The 15,631-nt window shown below is 60.1% G+C and carries 20 protein-coding genes and 1 pseudogene; 17 read left to right on the top strand and 4 right to left on the bottom strand.

Features of this window, described 5'->3' with window-relative positions:
• Nucleotides 1-120 precede the first annotated feature (120 nt).
• A complete protein-coding gene (locus ACSKB9_RS10695; RefSeq protein WP_438073042.1) occupies nucleotides 121-324 on the top strand; it encodes a hypothetical protein in 204 nt (67 codons plus the stop codon).
• A gap of 13 nt (nucleotides 325-337) precedes the next feature.
• Here the strand turns inward: ACSKB9_RS10695 and ACSKB9_RS10690 are convergent, their stop codons facing one another.
• Nucleotides 338-523, bottom strand: coding sequence for a hypothetical protein (locus tag ACSKB9_RS10690; protein ID WP_018272817.1), 186 nt, complete (start codon nucleotides 521-523; stop codon nucleotides 338-340).
• A gap of 218 nt (nucleotides 524-741) precedes the next feature.
• On the opposite strand from ACSKB9_RS10690, the gene ACSKB9_RS10685 reads away from it, so the two are divergent.
• Nucleotides 742-1,095 carry a phasin gene (locus ACSKB9_RS10685; RefSeq protein WP_016847366.1) on the top strand — a complete coding sequence of 118 codons (354 nt, stop codon included), beginning with the start codon at nucleotides 742-744 and terminating at the stop codon, nucleotides 1,093-1,095.
• Between the two features lie 27 nt (nucleotides 1,096-1,122).
• Here the strand turns inward: ACSKB9_RS10685 and ACSKB9_RS10680 are convergent, their stop codons facing one another.
• The gene (locus ACSKB9_RS10680) at nucleotides 1,123-1,383 is read right to left on the bottom strand and encodes a hypothetical protein (RefSeq protein WP_050383887.1); all 261 of its coding nucleotides are present in this window, start codon (nucleotides 1,381-1,383) and stop codon (nucleotides 1,123-1,125) included.
• Nucleotides 1,384-1,601: 218 nt separating this feature from the next.
• Between ACSKB9_RS10680 and ACSKB9_RS10675 the strand changes: the two genes are divergently transcribed.
• A complete protein-coding gene (locus ACSKB9_RS10675; protein WP_438073039.1) occupies nucleotides 1,602-1,913 on the top strand; it encodes a hypothetical protein in 312 nt (103 codons plus the stop codon).
• A gap of 102 nt (nucleotides 1,914-2,015) precedes the next feature.
• Here ACSKB9_RS10675 and ACSKB9_RS10670 read toward each other — a convergent pair whose 3' ends face one another.
• A complete protein-coding gene (locus ACSKB9_RS10670) occupies nucleotides 2,016-2,408 on the bottom strand; it encodes a hypothetical protein (RefSeq protein WP_438073037.1) in 393 nt (130 codons plus the stop codon).
• 506 nt (nucleotides 2,409-2,914) lie between these two features.
• On the opposite strand from ACSKB9_RS10670, the gene ACSKB9_RS10665 reads away from it, so the two are divergent.
• The 6 genes from ACSKB9_RS10665 (at nucleotide 2,915) to ACSKB9_RS10640 (ending at nucleotide 8,146) form a co-directional block, all read left to right on the top strand.
• Complete coding sequence (locus ACSKB9_RS10665) at nucleotides 2,915-3,076, top strand: hypothetical protein (protein WP_156436535.1); 162 nt, start codon at nucleotides 2,915-2,917, stop codon at nucleotides 3,074-3,076.
• Entirely contained in the window at nucleotides 3,077-3,331 is a 255-nt protein-coding gene (locus tag ACSKB9_RS10660; RefSeq protein ID WP_438073035.1) for a hypothetical protein, read from the top strand.
• Nucleotides 3,332-3,547: 216 nt separating this feature from the next.
• The gene (locus ACSKB9_RS10655; RefSeq protein ID WP_438073033.1) at nucleotides 3,548-3,817 is read left to right on the top strand and encodes a hypothetical protein; all 270 of its coding nucleotides are present in this window, start codon (nucleotides 3,548-3,550) and stop codon (nucleotides 3,815-3,817) included.
• 1,118 nt (nucleotides 3,818-4,935) lie between these two features.
• Nucleotides 4,936-6,222: a PBSX family phage terminase large subunit gene (locus ACSKB9_RS10650; protein ID WP_438073031.1), complete on the top strand. Its 1,287-nt coding sequence runs from the start codon at nucleotides 4,936-4,938 to the stop codon at nucleotides 6,220-6,222.
• Nucleotides 6,223-6,679: 457 nt separating this feature from the next.
• Nucleotides 6,680-7,030, top strand: coding sequence for a hypothetical protein (locus tag ACSKB9_RS10645; protein ID WP_438073030.1), 351 nt, complete (start codon nucleotides 6,680-6,682; stop codon nucleotides 7,028-7,030).
• Nucleotides 7,031-7,582: 552 nt separating this feature from the next.
• The gene (locus tag ACSKB9_RS10640; protein ID WP_438073028.1) at nucleotides 7,583-8,146 is read left to right on the top strand and encodes a portal protein; all 564 of its coding nucleotides are present in this window, start codon (nucleotides 7,583-7,585) and stop codon (nucleotides 8,144-8,146) included.
• Nucleotides 8,147-8,217: 71 nt separating this feature from the next.
• Here ACSKB9_RS10640 and ACSKB9_RS10635 read toward each other — a convergent pair whose 3' ends face one another.
• On the bottom strand, nucleotides 8,218-8,676 hold the full coding sequence (locus ACSKB9_RS10635) for a hypothetical protein (RefSeq protein WP_438073026.1): 459 nt from the start codon (nucleotides 8,674-8,676) through the stop codon (nucleotides 8,218-8,220).
• Nucleotides 8,677-8,989: 313 nt separating this feature from the next.
• On the opposite strand from ACSKB9_RS10635, the gene ACSKB9_RS10630 reads away from it, so the two are divergent.
• The 8 genes and pseudogenes from ACSKB9_RS10630 to ACSKB9_RS10595 all read left to right on the top strand — a co-directional run bounded on the left by ACSKB9_RS10630 (nucleotide 8,990) and on the right by ACSKB9_RS10595 (nucleotide 15,206).
• The gene (locus ACSKB9_RS10630; protein ID WP_438073025.1) at nucleotides 8,990-9,358 is read left to right on the top strand and encodes a hypothetical protein; all 369 of its coding nucleotides are present in this window, start codon (nucleotides 8,990-8,992) and stop codon (nucleotides 9,356-9,358) included.
• 496 nt (nucleotides 9,359-9,854) lie between these two features.
• Nucleotides 9,855-10,151 carry a hypothetical protein gene (locus ACSKB9_RS10625; RefSeq protein ID WP_438073023.1) on the top strand — a complete coding sequence of 99 codons (297 nt, stop codon included), beginning with the start codon at nucleotides 9,855-9,857 and terminating at the stop codon, nucleotides 10,149-10,151.
• Between the two features lie 75 nt (nucleotides 10,152-10,226).
• Nucleotides 10,227-11,882, top strand: a complete 1,656-nt coding sequence (locus ACSKB9_RS10620) for a portal protein (RefSeq protein ID WP_438073021.1) — start codon at nucleotides 10,227-10,229, stop codon at nucleotides 11,880-11,882.
• Nucleotides 11,883-12,220: 338 nt separating this feature from the next.
• On the top strand, nucleotides 12,221-12,862 hold the full coding sequence (locus tag ACSKB9_RS10615) for an HYD1 signature containing ADP-ribosyltransferase family protein (protein WP_438073020.1): 642 nt from the start codon (nucleotides 12,221-12,223) through the stop codon (nucleotides 12,860-12,862).
• Nucleotides 12,859-13,134 (top strand): DUF6881 domain-containing protein, encoded by a 276-nt coding sequence (locus ACSKB9_RS10610; RefSeq protein WP_438073018.1) that lies wholly within the window; start codon nucleotides 12,859-12,861, stop codon nucleotides 13,132-13,134. Before ACSKB9_RS10615 ends, ACSKB9_RS10610 begins: the two co-directional genes overlap by 4 nt.
• A 140-nt stretch (nucleotides 13,135-13,274) precedes the next feature.
• Nucleotides 13,275-13,657, top strand: a pseudogene (comJ, locus tag ACSKB9_RS10605) (competence protein ComJ).
• A gap of 229 nt (nucleotides 13,658-13,886) precedes the next feature.
• Entirely contained in the window at nucleotides 13,887-14,192 is a 306-nt protein-coding gene (locus tag ACSKB9_RS10600; protein WP_438073016.1) for a hypothetical protein, read from the top strand.
• 480 nt (nucleotides 14,193-14,672) lie between these two features.
• Nucleotides 14,673-15,206, top strand: a complete 534-nt coding sequence (locus ACSKB9_RS10595; RefSeq protein ID WP_438073014.1) for a hypothetical protein — start codon at nucleotides 14,673-14,675, stop codon at nucleotides 15,204-15,206.
• Nucleotides 15,207-15,631 lie beyond the last annotated feature (425 nt).

Below are 15,631 nucleotides of genomic sequence, written 5' to 3'. Positions count from 1 at the left end.
CGTCGGCGCGATCGAGGCATTGTGCGCCTTGATCGCGCCAGCCGCCATCTATCTGTGGTGTCCATGAAGCCGCCGTGGCAACGACAAAGTCTGATCCAAATGCCGCACTAGTCGAGGTGGATGGCAAATAATCCATTCGCGGAATTTTCACTCGAGCGCGCGTTCGGCTTGCGCTGGACCTTGCGAGATATTCAGGCCGGCAGGCTCAAATTGTCACCGGTCAGCGATGAGGATCTGCACGTCCTCGCTGAGCTCGGTCTGGTCGAACTGCATGACGACGAGCCCGGGCTGACGGAGGCGGGGGCCGCCGTGCTGAGCGACTGAACAGGCGCGCAGCCTAGCGCGCGTTCAGGAAGCTTTCACCGGAATTGCAAGGCGTGCACTGATAGGTCAGCACGTCGTAGACTTGGTCGCGTGGCTCGATCAAGGCAAGCCGCATTTGCGTGCCGCACTTCATGCACGGCATCTCTATGCTGGTCTTGAACCGGGTGCAGGTCGGTGTCGGACGAACGGCGCGCAGCATCGGATCCTCTTATTCCCCAGAGACGCGAACGCGACCGACGAAGAAGCCGAATCACTGTGCCACAGTGCTGACATGATTGGAATCGGCTGTCGGTCGCGGCTAGGTAATTTTTCCTCAATTGGCCGGAGCGGGTGGGGTCTTCATAGCTCGCGATCCGGCGCTGACGCCGTCACGATCTATGCTAACGTCGCCGGACGCTTATTTCAGGGGGCGCGATCATGATTGAGCCGAAGCTTGAAGTTCCCGCCGAGTTGCGCGATCTCGCGGAAAAGACCATCGACCAGGCCGAACAGGCCTTCAGCCTGTTCTTTGATGCCGCGAGCAAGTCGATGACGTCGATGCCGGGCGCCGGTACCGAGATCTCCAAACAAGCGCTGTCGTTCACCGAGCAGAACATGAAGGCGGCGTTCGAGCATGCGCGCAAGCTCGTGCACGCTACGGATCTGCAGGAGGCGATGCGAATCCAGTCGGAGTTCCTGCGCAGCCAGTTCACCAATGCCGGCGAACACATGCGGCAGATCAGCGGTAGCGTGATGTCGGCGACCAAGGACGCGACGAAGGGCAAGTTCTAGGACGGCGTTCGCGGGCCCATCGACGCTTTAGCGCCGGCGCGCGACGGCAACGCCGAGCAGAAACGCGACGAACAGGCTTGCGAGCGGCGCTTCGCGCGTGACCGCACTCACGGTGGCCAGGGCTCCGCCCGGTCGGCGCGAGGTCGCGATGGCATCGCTGAGGCGATCGGCGGCGGCTCGAAGTCCGTCCGACACCTCCGTGATCGTACGCGAGACGTCCGTCGCGGTGTCGATCGCTCGTTCACCGAGTGTGGGTTGAAGCGGGAACTCGGGTGTTTCGGAGCTCATGTGCCGTGCCGCGATTTATTGAAGGCCAAGTGACCGACGTCAGGTGACCGACGTCAGGTGACCGACGCCTTCACTCTCCGCACGTCTTGAACGGCGGTGGCGGCCACATATCCGAGAAATTCCGCAGCGGCGGATTGGTTCCACCGACATGCCTTGCATTCACATCGGGGAACCGGAAACTTACGCGCGGGTCGCGGCTTGTTTCCGTGGTGGAGGCGATGATGAGAATGCAGGCGCATGGCATTGCGGATGGCGGTTCGGTCAAGCATCGAAATCGACATGGCGGCACGCCGCTGTTGGTCGCGGCCGTGGTTGCGATCCTCGGCGTGCTCGGCATGCTGATCGTGGATCACGGTCCGTGGAACAAGCCGAACGTGCAGCCGGCCGCTTCGGCCAACTACTCAACGACCGGCGAGGCGGCGCGCGCGGCTGGCGCAAAGGTCATACCGACCGAGCCCAAGGCACCGATCGAGCCTGATCCGCCTGGCCCAAAGCCCGCTCATCCGGCAAACCCGAGCACGCCGCAATAGATGCGGGCGTTCGTGGGATCACATCCCGACGCAGGGCGGAGGAATTTAACTCGTCGGGCAAATCGGCGGCACAAAATCATCGTCGGAAATATCGCGGGATGATCAACGAATGCTGACCAGCATGCCCCACGCTGCTGCAAATCCCGCACCGACGAGAACCAGCACCGGACTATCGCAGAACATGCCGCCATACCGGCACATGGTGGCACCGAGAGAGCCGATCTGATGATGGCCCGCGGCGTAGAACAGGCCGGACAGGACCGCGAGCACGGCAGCAACGAAATACATCGACGCTTCCTCCTTGCAATCAAATTCGGCGCGGGTCAGTTCGACCGACGCAAGCCAAAAACTGAATTGATGTCGATCCAAATATTGTGAGCTGTCCGCTTGACGCGTCGGGCAACTCAACGGCACACTGACATCATCGCAGCAAGCATAGGCGCTTGGCGCCGGCTCGCGTTGCGATTTCGGATCAATGCCCAGACTTTCGCTCAAGGCGGTTTCTCACCGTCGAAGCCGACACATCGTATTTTACCGATCGCATTCAGCCCGAAAAAAGGGTTTGACACGTCGGGCAACTCAGGGGCATAATCCGAAAATCAGAAATTGTTGAGCCCGCGCGGAGCAATCCGCGGCGGGCTTTTTGTTTGCCGTTTCACCAATCGGACGGCGGCCGCACCGTCACGACGCCACATCCTCCCAGCCCGTCGCCTGAGCGTCGCAAGCGTGCCGCCGTCCGAACCCTTTGAAAAGAGCAACGGATTGGCCGGTGCGCGCGAACGCGCCGGTCCTGCGGCGCGGCGCAAGCCGGCGCCGCCCGCGGCCCCACTCGTCAGGGATAAGGTTCGCGCCCCAAAGATCGCCGCCCGTGCGCGATCTGCCGCACATTCATTCCATGGCCGCATCGCGCGCTGACGGCCGATCAACGAGGTTTGCATGACCGCCTACCTGGTATCGCTCGCGCTCGCGGGCCTGGTTGCCGTCGCGTTGTGGGAGCTAGCATGAGCGCCGAGATCATCCAGTTCATTCCGCGCCCGCATCCCAAACGGGAGCAGACGGACTTTCCCACGATCGCATTTCGCTCCGCGTTGCCCGATCCCGAGACGAATTGCATCGACACGGCGCCGAGCGAATACCTCCCGACCGATTGGCAGGAGAAATGAGTGGCGAAAACGATTACGCAGATACGCTCGCTTGCCCGAAGCCATACGCGAAGCGCACTCAACGCTTTGGTCGGGGTGATGCGATCGACCAGCGCGACCCCGGCTGCCCGCGTTTCCGCTGCCAACGCCATCCTCGATCGCGGCTGGGGTAAAGCGCCGCAGGCGATCGAGAACGGTGACGGAGCGCTAGAGCTTGTGCACCGCATCGAACGGGTCATCGTCGAGCCCGAAGAAGTCGAAGACGAAAATACCTGAGAGGCGAGCGCGCAATCCTCCCTGAGGCAGAGCGCTCGATCTGCCTTTGTCCGACGTCTGTTCGAATACGTTCAATCACTTCACCGCTAGCGGCCGGACCACTCCTGTCGCCGCTCGCGGTACCGTGCTTCAGAACCGCCCTACCAGGGCACGGATCAGCATGATATCTATCATGGCGTGCTCCGCGCAAAAAGTGCTGCTATGGCGAGAGTTCTGATGTGGATCGTCGCGACGGCTGTTGAACTGCTTGTATTGTTTTTTGTCGACCTCGTTGGTTACAACGTGGCGCGGTTTGTCCTGCCACTGCTTTCGTTTGGAAGAATTAGCGTGGCGCCCGGCATGTCGAGCGACCAACGAGAGTTCGGCTGGCTCGGTGCCAGGCGTGACGGGCTCGGAAGAGTAGAGCTGGGGGCGAGCGCTGCCGGCGGGATTGGGCTTATTATCTGTGCTCTCTGTTTAGCGGCGGTCTTGTTCTTCGTGCGCTGATGTAATCGTGTGGCCGATAAGGGTCTCGGCGGAAGTGCCGGCGATGGCATTCGTTGCGATAAATCGCACGATGTTCGCAGCATTGATCGGATTGGCAGTCTGTTGCGCCGGTCTTGCGGTGGTTCTGCGTTCCGTCCGTCGGTAGCCCCTCCCAAGCGAGCAAATTCTGAGAACACTCGACAACGATAAGACGTCTTCCCGAAATCGCGCATGCGCGGGCCAAATTTACTCGGACCAATTCGGGCGGACCTCGAGCCAAGGCTGAAAGCACTCATGTGGCAGTTGATTTTGGAAGAAGTTGCTCGAGAACTTGAGAGGAGGGCTGCCCAATGGGCGGGACGAAAGGTCTTCCGCAAAACTGTAGATGGGGGCGAGCCGAATAAGCCTGAAGCATATGCCGACAGGATCAATCGAGAGTTCGGGCTCCGCGATTATTTCAAGGCATGGAATCTTTATGATTCGGATCGTGCATATTGGGAAGAACTCTTCGGTAACGACCCTTTGAATTCCCCCGATCATCCTGCCTCACCTCCAGGCAACCTGTTGCCGCGCGCGGACGCGCCGCGCAATCCGCGTTATGATTATCTCAATCCGGCGCCGAGGGGGCTGGCGCCTTCGGCCGGTTTGGCACCGGCGGACAGTTTTCGGCGGGATCAGCTATATCGTCGCAACCGCTCTACGAGACGCGATCGTTCGTGGGGCCACCTGACGGCTCTCCGCAAGAATCGGACAGCAACGGAGCGCCTGTCCGGCGGCTGGTGCGAGTCCCGACGGCGGGCGAGAGCCAGGCCAGATTCGAAGGTGGAGCACCGGCCGTGCCGTTCGTTCCACGCGCTGCGAAACCGGGGCGTCCCGCCACATTCAGCGAGCGCTTCGGGGGATTCGCATCCCTAATGGCTGAGCCTCGGGCTCCCATCGATGGACGGCCTATGCCAAGTTCTCCGTTGCCACCGTCGGTCTTTCGCTTTCCGGACAATTCCGATATTCCGGAGATGGATTTCAATAATTGGCTTGCCAGTCTGATCAGGCCGCGTGCTCGTCAATGACAGTTCACGGCCGACGATTGCAGCAGGGCAGCTGCCCGGCGCTCAAGCGGTCTTGCCTCATCGAGAGTAGTCTTGTCGATCCTGAAAATTCCAACCGCAAAGGTGTTCGAGCCGCTGCTTCGGCCGGCGCGATACAAGGGGGCATTCGGCGGCCGAGGCTCGGGAAAGTCCCATTTCTTCGGCGAGCTTTTGGTCGAGATGTGCCAGGCCGAGCGCGGCACGCTGGCGGTTTGTATCCGCGAGGCGCAGCGAACGCTGGCGCAATCGTCGAAGCGATTGATCGAAAGCAAGATTGCGTCGCTTGGTGTCGGTCAGGGGTTCAAGAACTATTCGGACCGGATTGCGACGCCCGGTGACGGCGTGATGATCTTCCGTGGGATGCGGGATCATACGGCCGACTCGATCAAGAGCCTCGAGGGCTTCAAGATTGCGTGGATCGACGAAGCGCAGTCGCTGAGCGCGCATAGCCTCGCTTTGCTGCGGCCGACGATTCGTGCGCCAGGTTCGGAATTGTGGGCGAGCTGGAATCCGCGGCGGAAGTCGGACGCGATCGACGATTTTCTTCGGATACGCAAGCCTTCGGGAGCCATCGTCGTCAACGCAAACTGGCGCGACAATCCGTGGTTTCCCGCGGTGCTTGACGAAGAGCGGCGCACGGACCTCTCGCTCTATCCCGATCGCTACAATCACATCTGGGAAGGAGGCTACGTGCAGGCGTTCGAAGGCGCGTACTTCGCGCAGCTCTTGACCCAGGCGCACAAGGACGGCCGGATCGGCAAGGTCGCCGCGGACCCGCTGCTGCCGTTGCGCGCGTTCATCGACATCGGTGGCGCCGGCGCGACCGCCGATGCCTTCACGATGTGGATCGTGCAATGGGCCGGAAGCGAAATTAGGATCCTGGACTACTATGAGAGCGCTGGCCAGGTCCTGGCGTATCACGTGAACTGGCTGCGCTCGCGCGGCTATCAGAACGCGATCCTCTATCTGCCGCATGATGGCATGGCGACCAACAACATCACCGGCAAGCGCTACGAGGACCATCTGCGCGACGCCGGTTTCGCCGTCGAGCCACCGGTGAAGAACCAGGGCCGCGGCGCAGCGATGATGCGCATCGAGGCACTGCGCCGGCTCGGACCGCAACTCTGGTGGAACGAGGCGACGACGGAAGCCGGCCGCGATGCGATCGGCTTCTATCACGAACGCAAGGATGAGGTGCGCAATGTCGGGCTCGGCCCGGAGCACGATTGGTCAAGCCATGCCGCAGACGCGCTCGGCCTGATGGCGATCTGCTACGAAGCGCCGGGTAGGGCAGGGACTTTCAACCGGGTGATCAGGTACAAAGATCAAGGTTGGGTGTGAGGCAATCGCAAATGTGCTCTTCGTCGTACGGCGAAGCCTCCGCTTTTCCATCCGTGTTGAACGACGTTGTTCTTAGCCGATTGGGCGACTGCGCTCTGGCTCCCAATTGAGCTTTGCGTGTTATGCGCAGAGGCGCAGCGACGCTGAGGGCCGATTGACAATGTTCTTGATCTGTTCTAGTTGGTGGTAGCGTCTTTTGCACAACTCATGAGTAGCCAGACTGCATTGCCCAACATGGTTCACCTATGGCTGACGGCTGCTCAGACCGTCCACGAAATCTGATCGTGACCCGCCATTTGCCTTCGAGCAGAGAGGTTCGGCCGATGGCTTTGTCGGATACGTTCCAGCGTGGGCTGGAGGCCACGGGTAGTGTTCGCGACGGCGCAGCGCCGTGCTGTCGATCAAAGCCGTGGATTGCAATTGCAGGTGATGCATGAAGGCTAATGGGCGACGTCTCGTGGCCACAACACTTCTGCTCAGCGGATTTGTCGCTACTCCTGCGTTTGCAGCCGCCTACAGCGTGGATGTTGGTGTCGAGACCAAAGCCGGCAAGGACGCTGGGTCTCTTGGCTGTGTGTATGAGGAGACCTGCGGGCTGAATATGCCGTCGCTGGGGCTAAGGGTTACTCTTCTCTCGCTCAGGACTGATCCAAGCCGCGTGACCATCTATGTGAGCCGCCATGATCTTAACTGCTGCTATTTTGAGAGCGCCGCCGACTCCCTTCATGTCGATCGGCGCAAGTCAACCTTCCGGGTACCCGATCTTTACTGGTGCGCGGGCCAAGGGCGGCCTGTTTATTCAGAATGAGCGGGTGGGCACTCTGTACCTGCGATTTGACACGCGTTGAGTTAGTATTAGCGACATTGGAGATTTCGCGACATGGCGACGATTGAACGAAAGCCTCTGCCGCCGCCAGATTACAAGCCGGTTAGGATAACTGAAGCCGATCGGGCAGAGATCATGGCCCAGGCTGACGACGTCATCAACCGTTGCAGACCTGAAGAACTTTAGGGACAAGGTAATTGCATCGAGGCAGTTTGCTGAAGATCCTGCTTCGATCATCGACGCTGTCGTTGATCGTATCCGCGAAGCAATTGAAGGAGCAGAGTCGAGGGCGCTGTATAAGGAGGGCCAGGACACCATTTCACGCCCGCCTCCAGCTACTAGCGATCCCCTTGATGATCCCAGAGTGATAAGTCCAAGGCCGTTAAATAACGCGGCGTCTCCAATTTCTTGGCGTATGTCAAACAAGAGATCCGCATATCCAGCTTTTCCAATGAGCGCTGTTGCGTGCTGCGATCAGCGTTGGAATGCTGCCCTACCTGCACCCATATACCAAGGCTTTCACGAATGACGAAAATGTCGACGTCCGAGCTCAAGGCGATGCTCGCCTCCGAAAAGGCCGATGCGCTCGCGGCGCTGTCCGCGGCGCGGCTCGCCGAGGAGCGCGCGGACGCAATGGACTATTATCTCGGCGACATGCGTAAGGACATGCCGGCGCAGGACGGCCGCTCGCGCGCGGTCTCGACCGATGTCGCCGACACTATCGAGGGGTTGATGCCCTCGCTGATGGATATCTTCGCCGGCTCCGACGAGGTCGTGCGCTTCGAGCCTGTCGGCCCCGAGGACGAGGCTGCCGCGCAGCAGGAGACCGACTATGTTAATCACGTCTTCATGCAGCGGAATCCTGGCTTCATGACGCTCTATTCCTTCATCAAGGACGCGCTGCTGTCGAAGGTCGGCGTCGTGAAGGTGTGGTGGGAGGAGCGCGAGGAAGAAGGCCGGGAAACCTACTACGACCTGACCGACGACCAGTTCGCGCTGCTGGCGCAGGCGGTGATGCAGTCAAACGGTGCGATGAAGATCGTCGAGCACACCGTGCACGATCCGGCCAGCGATGTTGGGATCGAAGCGACGAGCTGACCGCTCGTCGTCGTTCAAGCGCGTGACCTAGAAGGAAGTCCCAAGCAGCGCCAGACTCAGAATTCTGCGGGTCAACGTCGACCGTTCGGCCGGATTGCTCGCTTCTCAGGTCCTGAGATATGAAAAAGGACTCCGATCAAGATGAAGCCACCGGCGCCCCATGCGATCATGATGCGATCATTTAGTCGCGCCCGATTCTGATAGGTTTTGCCTGCTTCAGTAAGGAGCGAGGGGTCGATCGCGGTGGCCTGAATTCTGAACTCGCCGCCTAACAGGGTGAAGGATTTGACGTCGCTTTTGCCGAAGTAGGTCGCTCCCGGCTGCAGATTATTCAATACCAAGCGGGAGAGATTCAGACCGCGTCCGGCCAGGAAGACGAGGCCGCAGAACCACAGCGTTACAAGGCACCCGCGAGATAGATCACTCAGCTGTCCTCCACGTTCTGCCGATCTCCGGCTCCGGCTTTGTCGTGTCTCTACGAGCGGCACTTTACGATTTGCCACGCTAGCTGCCGGCACAAGATAGATCATACGTTTCCGAAAGGCCACCAAGGAGAGAGCTGTGGCTGAATCAGACAAGAAGATCCGGTGGCCGGACGGAATTTCCTTCTCATGGACTCCATCGTTTCCGCGGATCGGCCAGGTCGGGATCGGTGGCACTACTACTGGAGCCCGGGATCCGAAACGGCGCCTTGGTCGACCCTCACCGGCATGTATGGCCGCGGGCGCGATGTGTGGCGGGTCGGTCCACCTCTAGCCAGCCTGAACGGCGGACTCGGGATGGCGAAGCGCACGGGGTTTGGTGCATAGTCGCGACTGTCGTCGAAGTGTTCAGGGAATTGCCATGTCTGTCGCCTTCTTTGCCGTCGCCGCAATTGTCGCAATATGGTCGGCCGTCAAGTCCGAGGTCATTCGTCGCCAGCTTGTCGATTTGTTTCCTCCACAGTTCCAGGACTACGACATGTCGCGATACGCGCTTCACACCTATGCGCTCGCGCCTTCGACGTCGTTACCGCAGCAAGCCGAGTACATGAAGACCTTGTACGGCTGGTGCGCCGCTGCCTTGGGCGGCTCGCTTGGATTCTTCGCAGCGGGAAATATCGTGTTTGGTTGTTTCGTGCTGATTGGAGTCTTCTGGGTTGCTTATCAGACGTTCAAATCCTGGAAAACCTATCGAACCAACTGCGGGTTGGCAGTCGATCAAACGCGGTAAGGAGCACAGATGACAGCAGGGACTTACGGTGGAGGAACGTTTGGCTGGCCATGGGGCGGCGGGGTGGGCGCGTACATCGACAATCACGGCAGACTCTATCCCCAAGTGTATGCAGGCACACCTCGCTGGGGCCTGTCCGCGGGATACACACCAGACCTTGAAGGATTGCTGACTGGGCCATCGGCATCGGGCAGCATCGGATCTGGACCAGTTCGCGCGAATGTCGGGACCAGCGGAGGCGCGCACGGTGTTGGCTTTGGGACGCCTGGCGCCGGTGTGACGTACGGGTTTGGGCCCTACGAAATGTCCGACGATTATTCGCAGCCCTGGAGGAGACCCCTTATCCGAGATAGCGCTGCGGCCGCCGGGATCCCGAAGCAGAAGCAATGTTTGGGAGTACGACTATCCCGACGCCGGATTGCGTCCAGTTGCGCCGGCGGGCGATTCCGGCGCCGCCGGCAGACTCCGTTCGCCGCGTGAGTATGGATATCCGGAGGTGCCCGTAGGCGGTGTGGCCGCGCGGTCGGGAGCGAGTGGGGGGCTTCTGGGCCGGATCGTCGCCCTGACCGACAATGGCGCGGACAGCGTGGATTGGCGGACGCCGGCGATCACGTCCCCATCATCAGGCAAGGCTTTCAATGAGGGGGCGCCTCCTGTGCGATTTCTCGAAAGCACCTCCGGTCCTTCCGGACGTCAGGCTGACTCTTCCGATCTGCGTTACCCCGAGTTGTCGCTGAACGAGTTGGCCGATTTTCTGCAAAGCTACGCACGGATCAATTATCCGGGCAAATAGACCGCCGACGCGATGTACGAGCGCTTGTCAGGCGCACAAGCCGTCGCACACCCCCATTAGATGAGCTCAACGAAAATGGCTGTTCCCATGCTCCCGGGGCCGGCGGCGATGCCGCTTGGCTCATCCATTACTCACGACGTCACCATCGTCACCACGCGAAAGCTCGCACAGGCGAGGGTGATGGGTGTTCCGCCGGAAGAATTCGGCATCGAGCGTGGTGCACGTAGCATCCATGACTGCAACTACTGCTTCCACGAGGTGGTGACCAAGACGGAAGTCCAGCTGATTGCCGAAGGCTTCGATGCCGCGCAGATCAGGTCGCTGAACGACTATACCGGCAATACCAACATCGAGACATTGGCGCGCGATACCGCCGACGAGCATTTCGGTGCCGGTGCCGGCAGCATCAACGCGGCGGCGCGGCTGGTGCGGATCACCGAGCACTATGTGCGGATGGACTATGAGGGTAACGGTCGGCCGTGCTTGTATCAGGTGATCACTGGAGGCGACCAGTGCGAGATCCTGCGCAAGGATGGGCGTGACTGCATCACGCCGTTCGACGCGGTTCCGTTCGCGGCGACGACGCCGGTGCCGATGACGCATCGCTTCTTCGGCCGCTCGATCGCCGAGCTGGTGATGCCGCTGCAGCGGGAGAAGACCGCGCTGAAGCGCGGCGCGCTGGACAATCTCTATCTGCACAACAATCCGCGCGTCGAGGTGGCCGAGAGCAATGCCGGTCCCAATACACTCGATGACTTGCTGGTCTCACGGCCGGGCGGCGTGGTGCGCACCAAGACGCCGGGAGGGCTGAACTGGCAGGTGGTGCCTGACATCACCTCCTCGATCTATCCGATGATGCAATATCTCGATGCCGAGCTCGAGAGCCGCACCGGCCTCAGCCGCCAATCGCAAGGCATCGACGCCAACGCGCTGCAGAACCAGTCGGCGACCGCGGTGGCCCAGGTGTTCTCGGCCTCTCAGATGCGGGTCAAGCTGATCGCGCGGATCATGGCCGAAGGTGTGCGCGACATCTTTGCGCTGCTGCATGGCACGATCCGCAAGCACGGCCAGCAGCAGCAGACAGTGCGGCTGCGCAATAGCTGGGTCACCGTCGATCCGCGCAACTGGAAGACCCGCGACGACATGACGATCAATGTCGGCCTCGGCACCGGTGGCAAGGCGCAGCAGTTCGCGCAGGTGATGGCGCTTGCCAATGTGCAGAAGGAGCTGATTGGCGGCGGCAAGATCAACATGGTTGGCGACCGCGAGCTCTACAACACCGCGGTCGAGCTGACCCGGATCATGGGGCACAAGAACCCGAGCCGGTTCTTCAACGATCCGACCGCGGTCAATCCACAGACCGGACAGTTGCTACATCCGCCGCCGGCGCCGCCATCGCCGCCGCCGGATCCACGCGTGCTGGCGCTGCAGGCCAAGGCACAGGCCGATCAGCTTGCTGTCGTCCATCGTGCGCAGGTCGAGCAGCAGAAGGCGCAGGCCGATGCGATCCATCAGAAGCTCAAGGCCGAAGCCGAGATCGAGTTGGCCAAGATCAAGGCCGAGCTCGATGCCCAGATCAAGGTGTTCGACGCGCATCTGAAGGCTGCGACGGAAGCGCGGAAATCAGAACGCTCTTTTGTGCCCGGCGCGCGGAAGGCCAAGGACGGTCACCACTACGTTGAGGATCCGAAGCGGCCCGGCAAATTCCTGATGGTCGTTCATCATGTCTGATTTCTCGCTGGTGCCCGTCGACCATCAACCGGATTTCGCAGCCGTTGCGCTTATTCCCGTGGACCACGATCCGTTCGCGGCGGACGTTCTGATTCGAGCGACTGGAACGCAAGCCGAAGGTCAGCCTCACCCGCATGCAACTAGCGTTGCCCCGCCGGATGTCGGCGTGTCGCTACGCGACATGCCGCCAATGGTACCCGGCGAGTTCCTACGAGCCGGATTCCGCGGCCACTGGAGTTGCGGGCCAGGTTGCCGCACAGGATCCGACGTCAGCACCGATATCTCCTCCCGGCGAGCTGAGGATCGATCGGTCGGCATTCAATCGGCCGACCGACGAATTGAAGGCGGCGACTTATACGCCCACGCAGCGCATTGGATATCTCGCGGCCGATGCGCTGACGGGTATGGGTATGCAGCCATACACCGCGAACGACCTGACTTCACGGATCGGCAACGTACTCGGCTTAACCCCACTTGGCGTTGCCGGCTCGGCCCTTGACTTTGTCGATGCAAAGCGCCGCGACGACTTTCCCAGAGCCGTCACAGCTGCAATTGGAATGATACTGGGCGCCACGGGCGGCGCGGCGTTCAGACGTGCCGCAGAAACAGCAGCGATCGGCGATAGCGTACCGATAGCCGGCCGAACTCTATATCATTACACTGATGAGGCAGGTCTGAATGGTATCCTAGAAGAGGAAAGGCTAAATCCGTCTCTTAAAGCCACAAGCCCGAATGATGTTCGATATGGAAATGGCCAGTATCTTTCCGATATCTCGCCGGGTAACTTGAAACCAGCACAGCTTTCGCGAGCCTTCTTAAAAATTCCCTTCCAGGGGAAGAGACTTACCCAGTACCTCGAAATCAACACTGGCGATCTGGATGTCATTCGAGGCCGGCCCGGTGTTTATGTTATCCCAAACGAGGTGCCGTTGGATTTAAGCGGTAGGGTTATCGGTAGCGGAAAGGTGCCAAGCGAATGATCTATCTCAAGGTGAAATGGAAGCACTCGTTCTCTGATGAACCGGTGCTTCTTTATAGTGAGTTGGATCGCGAACGTTGGGAGGTTCGCAAGGTCGAAATCTTTCGTAGCGGAAGGATGGGGTATGCGGGTCCCGGAAGCGCTGACGGTGGAACGGATTTAGGCGTCGAGCCACTCCCATCCTTTGAGGAGATTGCCGGCGACCCCGATTTCGAGCCGGAAATCATTTCAAAAGCGGAGTTCGACAAGGTTTGGGCAAAGGCGACGGGGTGATTCGACTTCTGGCTGCGATACAGCACGATCTGCAAGCGGCGTTGGACCAATCTCATGTGCATGCCATTGATGCCTGCAACTGCAGCCGAGGCGGTGCTCGATAATCTATATGGAGCTCAAATCAACGTTGGGGATTGACTATGGCGGTCACGATCGGCTTTGAGCTCTCCTATGGGCAACTCTCTGTGTTCGTGAGTTCGCTGAAGGATCCATACAATGACTGGACTGACCGCCATATGTCGCAGGGCTTCACTGGCGGCCTGGCAGCGTGTTGTTCAGCTCCATGGTCGAGTCCGGTCGGCACTCGGTGGAAATTCACGTGGTAAACCACGCCGCTGCCGTCCACCCCGGCGCGGTACGCGCAGTTGCGGTCCCCTTCGAGGTTCCGGCTGACGGGGCCATAGAAGTCGGAAGTATTTCAGAGACCGTTCCGCTGGAGCTGCCGCCCGGATCGTTTCTGCTACGTTGTGAGTTCTTTCAACCGTCCGGTACGGATGAAGACGAGCGGGTGCGACTAACCTAAGACGAGCATGGCGGCGATACTAGAGTGACATGCTGCTCGAGGTAGCTGCCGGCGGGCGATGCGCTACGCTCGCTGACCCAAGGTCAACACAGGCGGCGTTGATCCGGCCAAGCGCGCTAACGCCAACTCCTGTACCGACTCGCGGGACTGTCGGACTGCCCGGTCATCTCGCCTTCACTCTCGACCTTGTCGACCATGATCCCGATCGCATCGATGGAGTACCTTCGCAATGACGATTGCCGATAAATCGCGACTGGACCAGGCCGTAGGCCGCGCGGTCCGGGCCGAACGCTTGCTCGCCGATGAATTGTTGGTCGAGGCGTTCGCGACGCTCGAGGACGCCTATACGACCGCGTGGCGGTCGACGACGATCGATGACGCGTCCGGCCGCGAAAAGCTGTTCCTGGCCATCAACGTGGTTGGGAAGGTGCGCGATCACCTCACCGCCGCGGTCACCAACGGCAAGCTGGCGAAAGCCGAGCTGAAAGAGCTGGCGCAGACGGCGGAGCGGAGGAAGCGGTTCGGCATCCTCTAGCAGCAGGCGCATTGACATTGTTCTTGTTTTGTTCGATGTTGTCAATTCCTGCACCAGCAGGTTGTGTAAGGGGCGCAAGGCGTTTTTGAGCCATAGGCATGACAAGGTCTGACAAGACGCTTCAGCGACGCCATTTGAGCCCTGAACGGGAGCGGAATTTCGCAAATCCGCGCGGGGAGATCTTCCGGCGGCGACCGTGGCCCGTCTTCGCGGCGCCGTTGCTCGTCTTCGCCTTCCTCTTTCTCGGTTCAGGCGGGTTCTGCGCGCAAGCTGAAGCATTCGACAAGGCCAACTACCACCGCGCTGTCGAATATGCCGAGGGGCCGTTGCTCGGCCAATCGCACTCAGCGCCGATCAAACGATCCTTTGCTTTGACGGTAGGATCGATAAGGCGACGGATCGCGCAGAGGTCAGTGACTTGAAAGAGGGGGGCTCTTCGTCGTTCGAAGCGCCGGGGGCGATATCGCTTCCGCTGTTGCTTTGTCCAACCTGCTTGGCGGCCGGCACGCGACAGTCGTCGTGTACGACTACTGTCTGGCGGGCTGCGCAAACTATCTGCTCATCGCATCCGACCAAGCATATGTGCTCAAGGGAGCCCTTGTCGCCTGGGACTACGAAAGCACTGATCCCGCGCTGCCATTCTGTTCACGGTATGCGTCGGTGCGAATGCCGAGCGGGGAGTTCCGTCTGCAGCGCGGTTCCTGTCAGCCTATGCCGGAGAAAGAGGCGGACTGGCGGCGCGTGGTGTTAGCGCAGAACAAGTTTTTCAAGCAGCGAGTGATCGATCCGTTGTTCGAGGCTCCGCCGGACAATCGCTATTTGAGAAAGGTCAGGAAAAATCTCTATTTTGACTCCGTCTTAGATCACCGCATCGCGTGGACGCTGCATCCCAGATACTTCGCAAGGCTGTTCAAGACAAAGGTGATCTATGAGGCCTATCCGGAAAGCCAGACCGATGTCGACGACTTGGTGAGTCGTTTGCATCTGGAACTTAAGGTTATCTATGACCCGTAGGCACGATTTTCTCTCGCTCGACAATGAGCGACCCTCAACCAGCAGCAGGTCATTCACTATCCGTAGGTAAGAAAGGCGCGTATTCCAACATGGCCAGGTACCGGAAGACAGCATCCCTCCGAATTCGCTTCTTGAATATCCAGGCTATTTGCCTCCCTGGTTCATTTGGATGATGCTCGGACGACCTCCTAGGTTTGCTTTCCCCGATTGGGGACCGCTTCCGTCGTTGCCCCGGAAAGAGGGAGCACCTGTACCGCTGCCACCTCCCCGAGGTCCCAACGTGCCAGGGCCGATCGAGGTTGATCCACCTGCACGACCACCGGAATGGCTATTTGGCCCGCCGCTCATTGTTCACTCGCCGGCGGCGCCGAAGGGACTGCCTGGCATGCTCGAAGATTACATCCAAGGGCAAATCTCCCCGAACG

Origin of the sequence: Bradyrhizobium sp. BR 1433, from assembly GCF_051547665.1 — a bacterium.
Classification (GTDB): domain Bacteria; phylum Pseudomonadota; class Alphaproteobacteria; order Rhizobiales; family Xanthobacteraceae; genus Bradyrhizobium; species Bradyrhizobium australafricanum.
This window is presented reverse-complemented; position numbering and strand designations above follow the sequence as displayed.

Bases quoted from the DNA above. Each gene is read 5' to 3' on its own strand.
- ACSKB9_RS10640 (WP_438073028.1), top strand. From the start codon at position 7,583: ATGTCGACGTCCGAGCTCAAGGCGATGCTCGCCTCCGAAAAGGCCGAT.
- ACSKB9_RS10675 (WP_438073039.1), top strand. From the start codon at position 1,602: ATGATGAGAATGCAGGCGCATGGCATTGCGGATGGCGGTTCGGTCAAG.
- ACSKB9_RS10665 (WP_156436535.1), top strand. From the start codon at position 2,915: ATGAGCGCCGAGATCATCCAGTTCATTCCGCGCCCGCATCCCAAACGG.
- ACSKB9_RS10680 (WP_050383887.1), bottom strand. From the start codon at position 1,383: ATGAGCTCCGAAACACCCGAGTTCCCGCTTCAACCCACACTCGGTGAA.
- ACSKB9_RS10600 (WP_438073016.1), top strand. From the start codon at position 13,887: ATGACGATTGCCGATAAATCGCGACTGGACCAGGCCGTAGGCCGCGCG.
- ACSKB9_RS10630 (WP_438073025.1), top strand. From the start codon at position 8,990: ATGTCTGTCGCCTTCTTTGCCGTCGCCGCAATTGTCGCAATATGGTCG.
- ACSKB9_RS10655 (WP_438073033.1), top strand. From the start codon at position 3,548: ATGTGGATCGTCGCGACGGCTGTTGAACTGCTTGTATTGTTTTTTGTC.
- ACSKB9_RS10610 (WP_438073018.1), top strand. From the start codon at position 12,859: ATGATCTATCTCAAGGTGAAATGGAAGCACTCGTTCTCTGATGAACCG.
- ACSKB9_RS10620 (WP_438073021.1), top strand. From the start codon at position 10,227: ATGGCTGTTCCCATGCTCCCGGGGCCGGCGGCGATGCCGCTTGGCTCA.
- ACSKB9_RS10695 (WP_438073042.1), top strand. From the start codon at position 121: ATGGCAAATAATCCATTCGCGGAATTTTCACTCGAGCGCGCGTTCGGC.
- ACSKB9_RS10685 (WP_016847366.1), top strand. From the start codon at position 742: ATGATTGAGCCGAAGCTTGAAGTTCCCGCCGAGTTGCGCGATCTCGCG.
- ACSKB9_RS10635 (WP_438073026.1), bottom strand. From the start codon at position 8,676: ATGATCTATCTTGTGCCGGCAGCTAGCGTGGCAAATCGTAAAGTGCCG.
- ACSKB9_RS10690 (WP_018272817.1), bottom strand. From the start codon at position 523: ATGCTGCGCGCCGTTCGTCCGACACCGACCTGCACCCGGTTCAAGACC.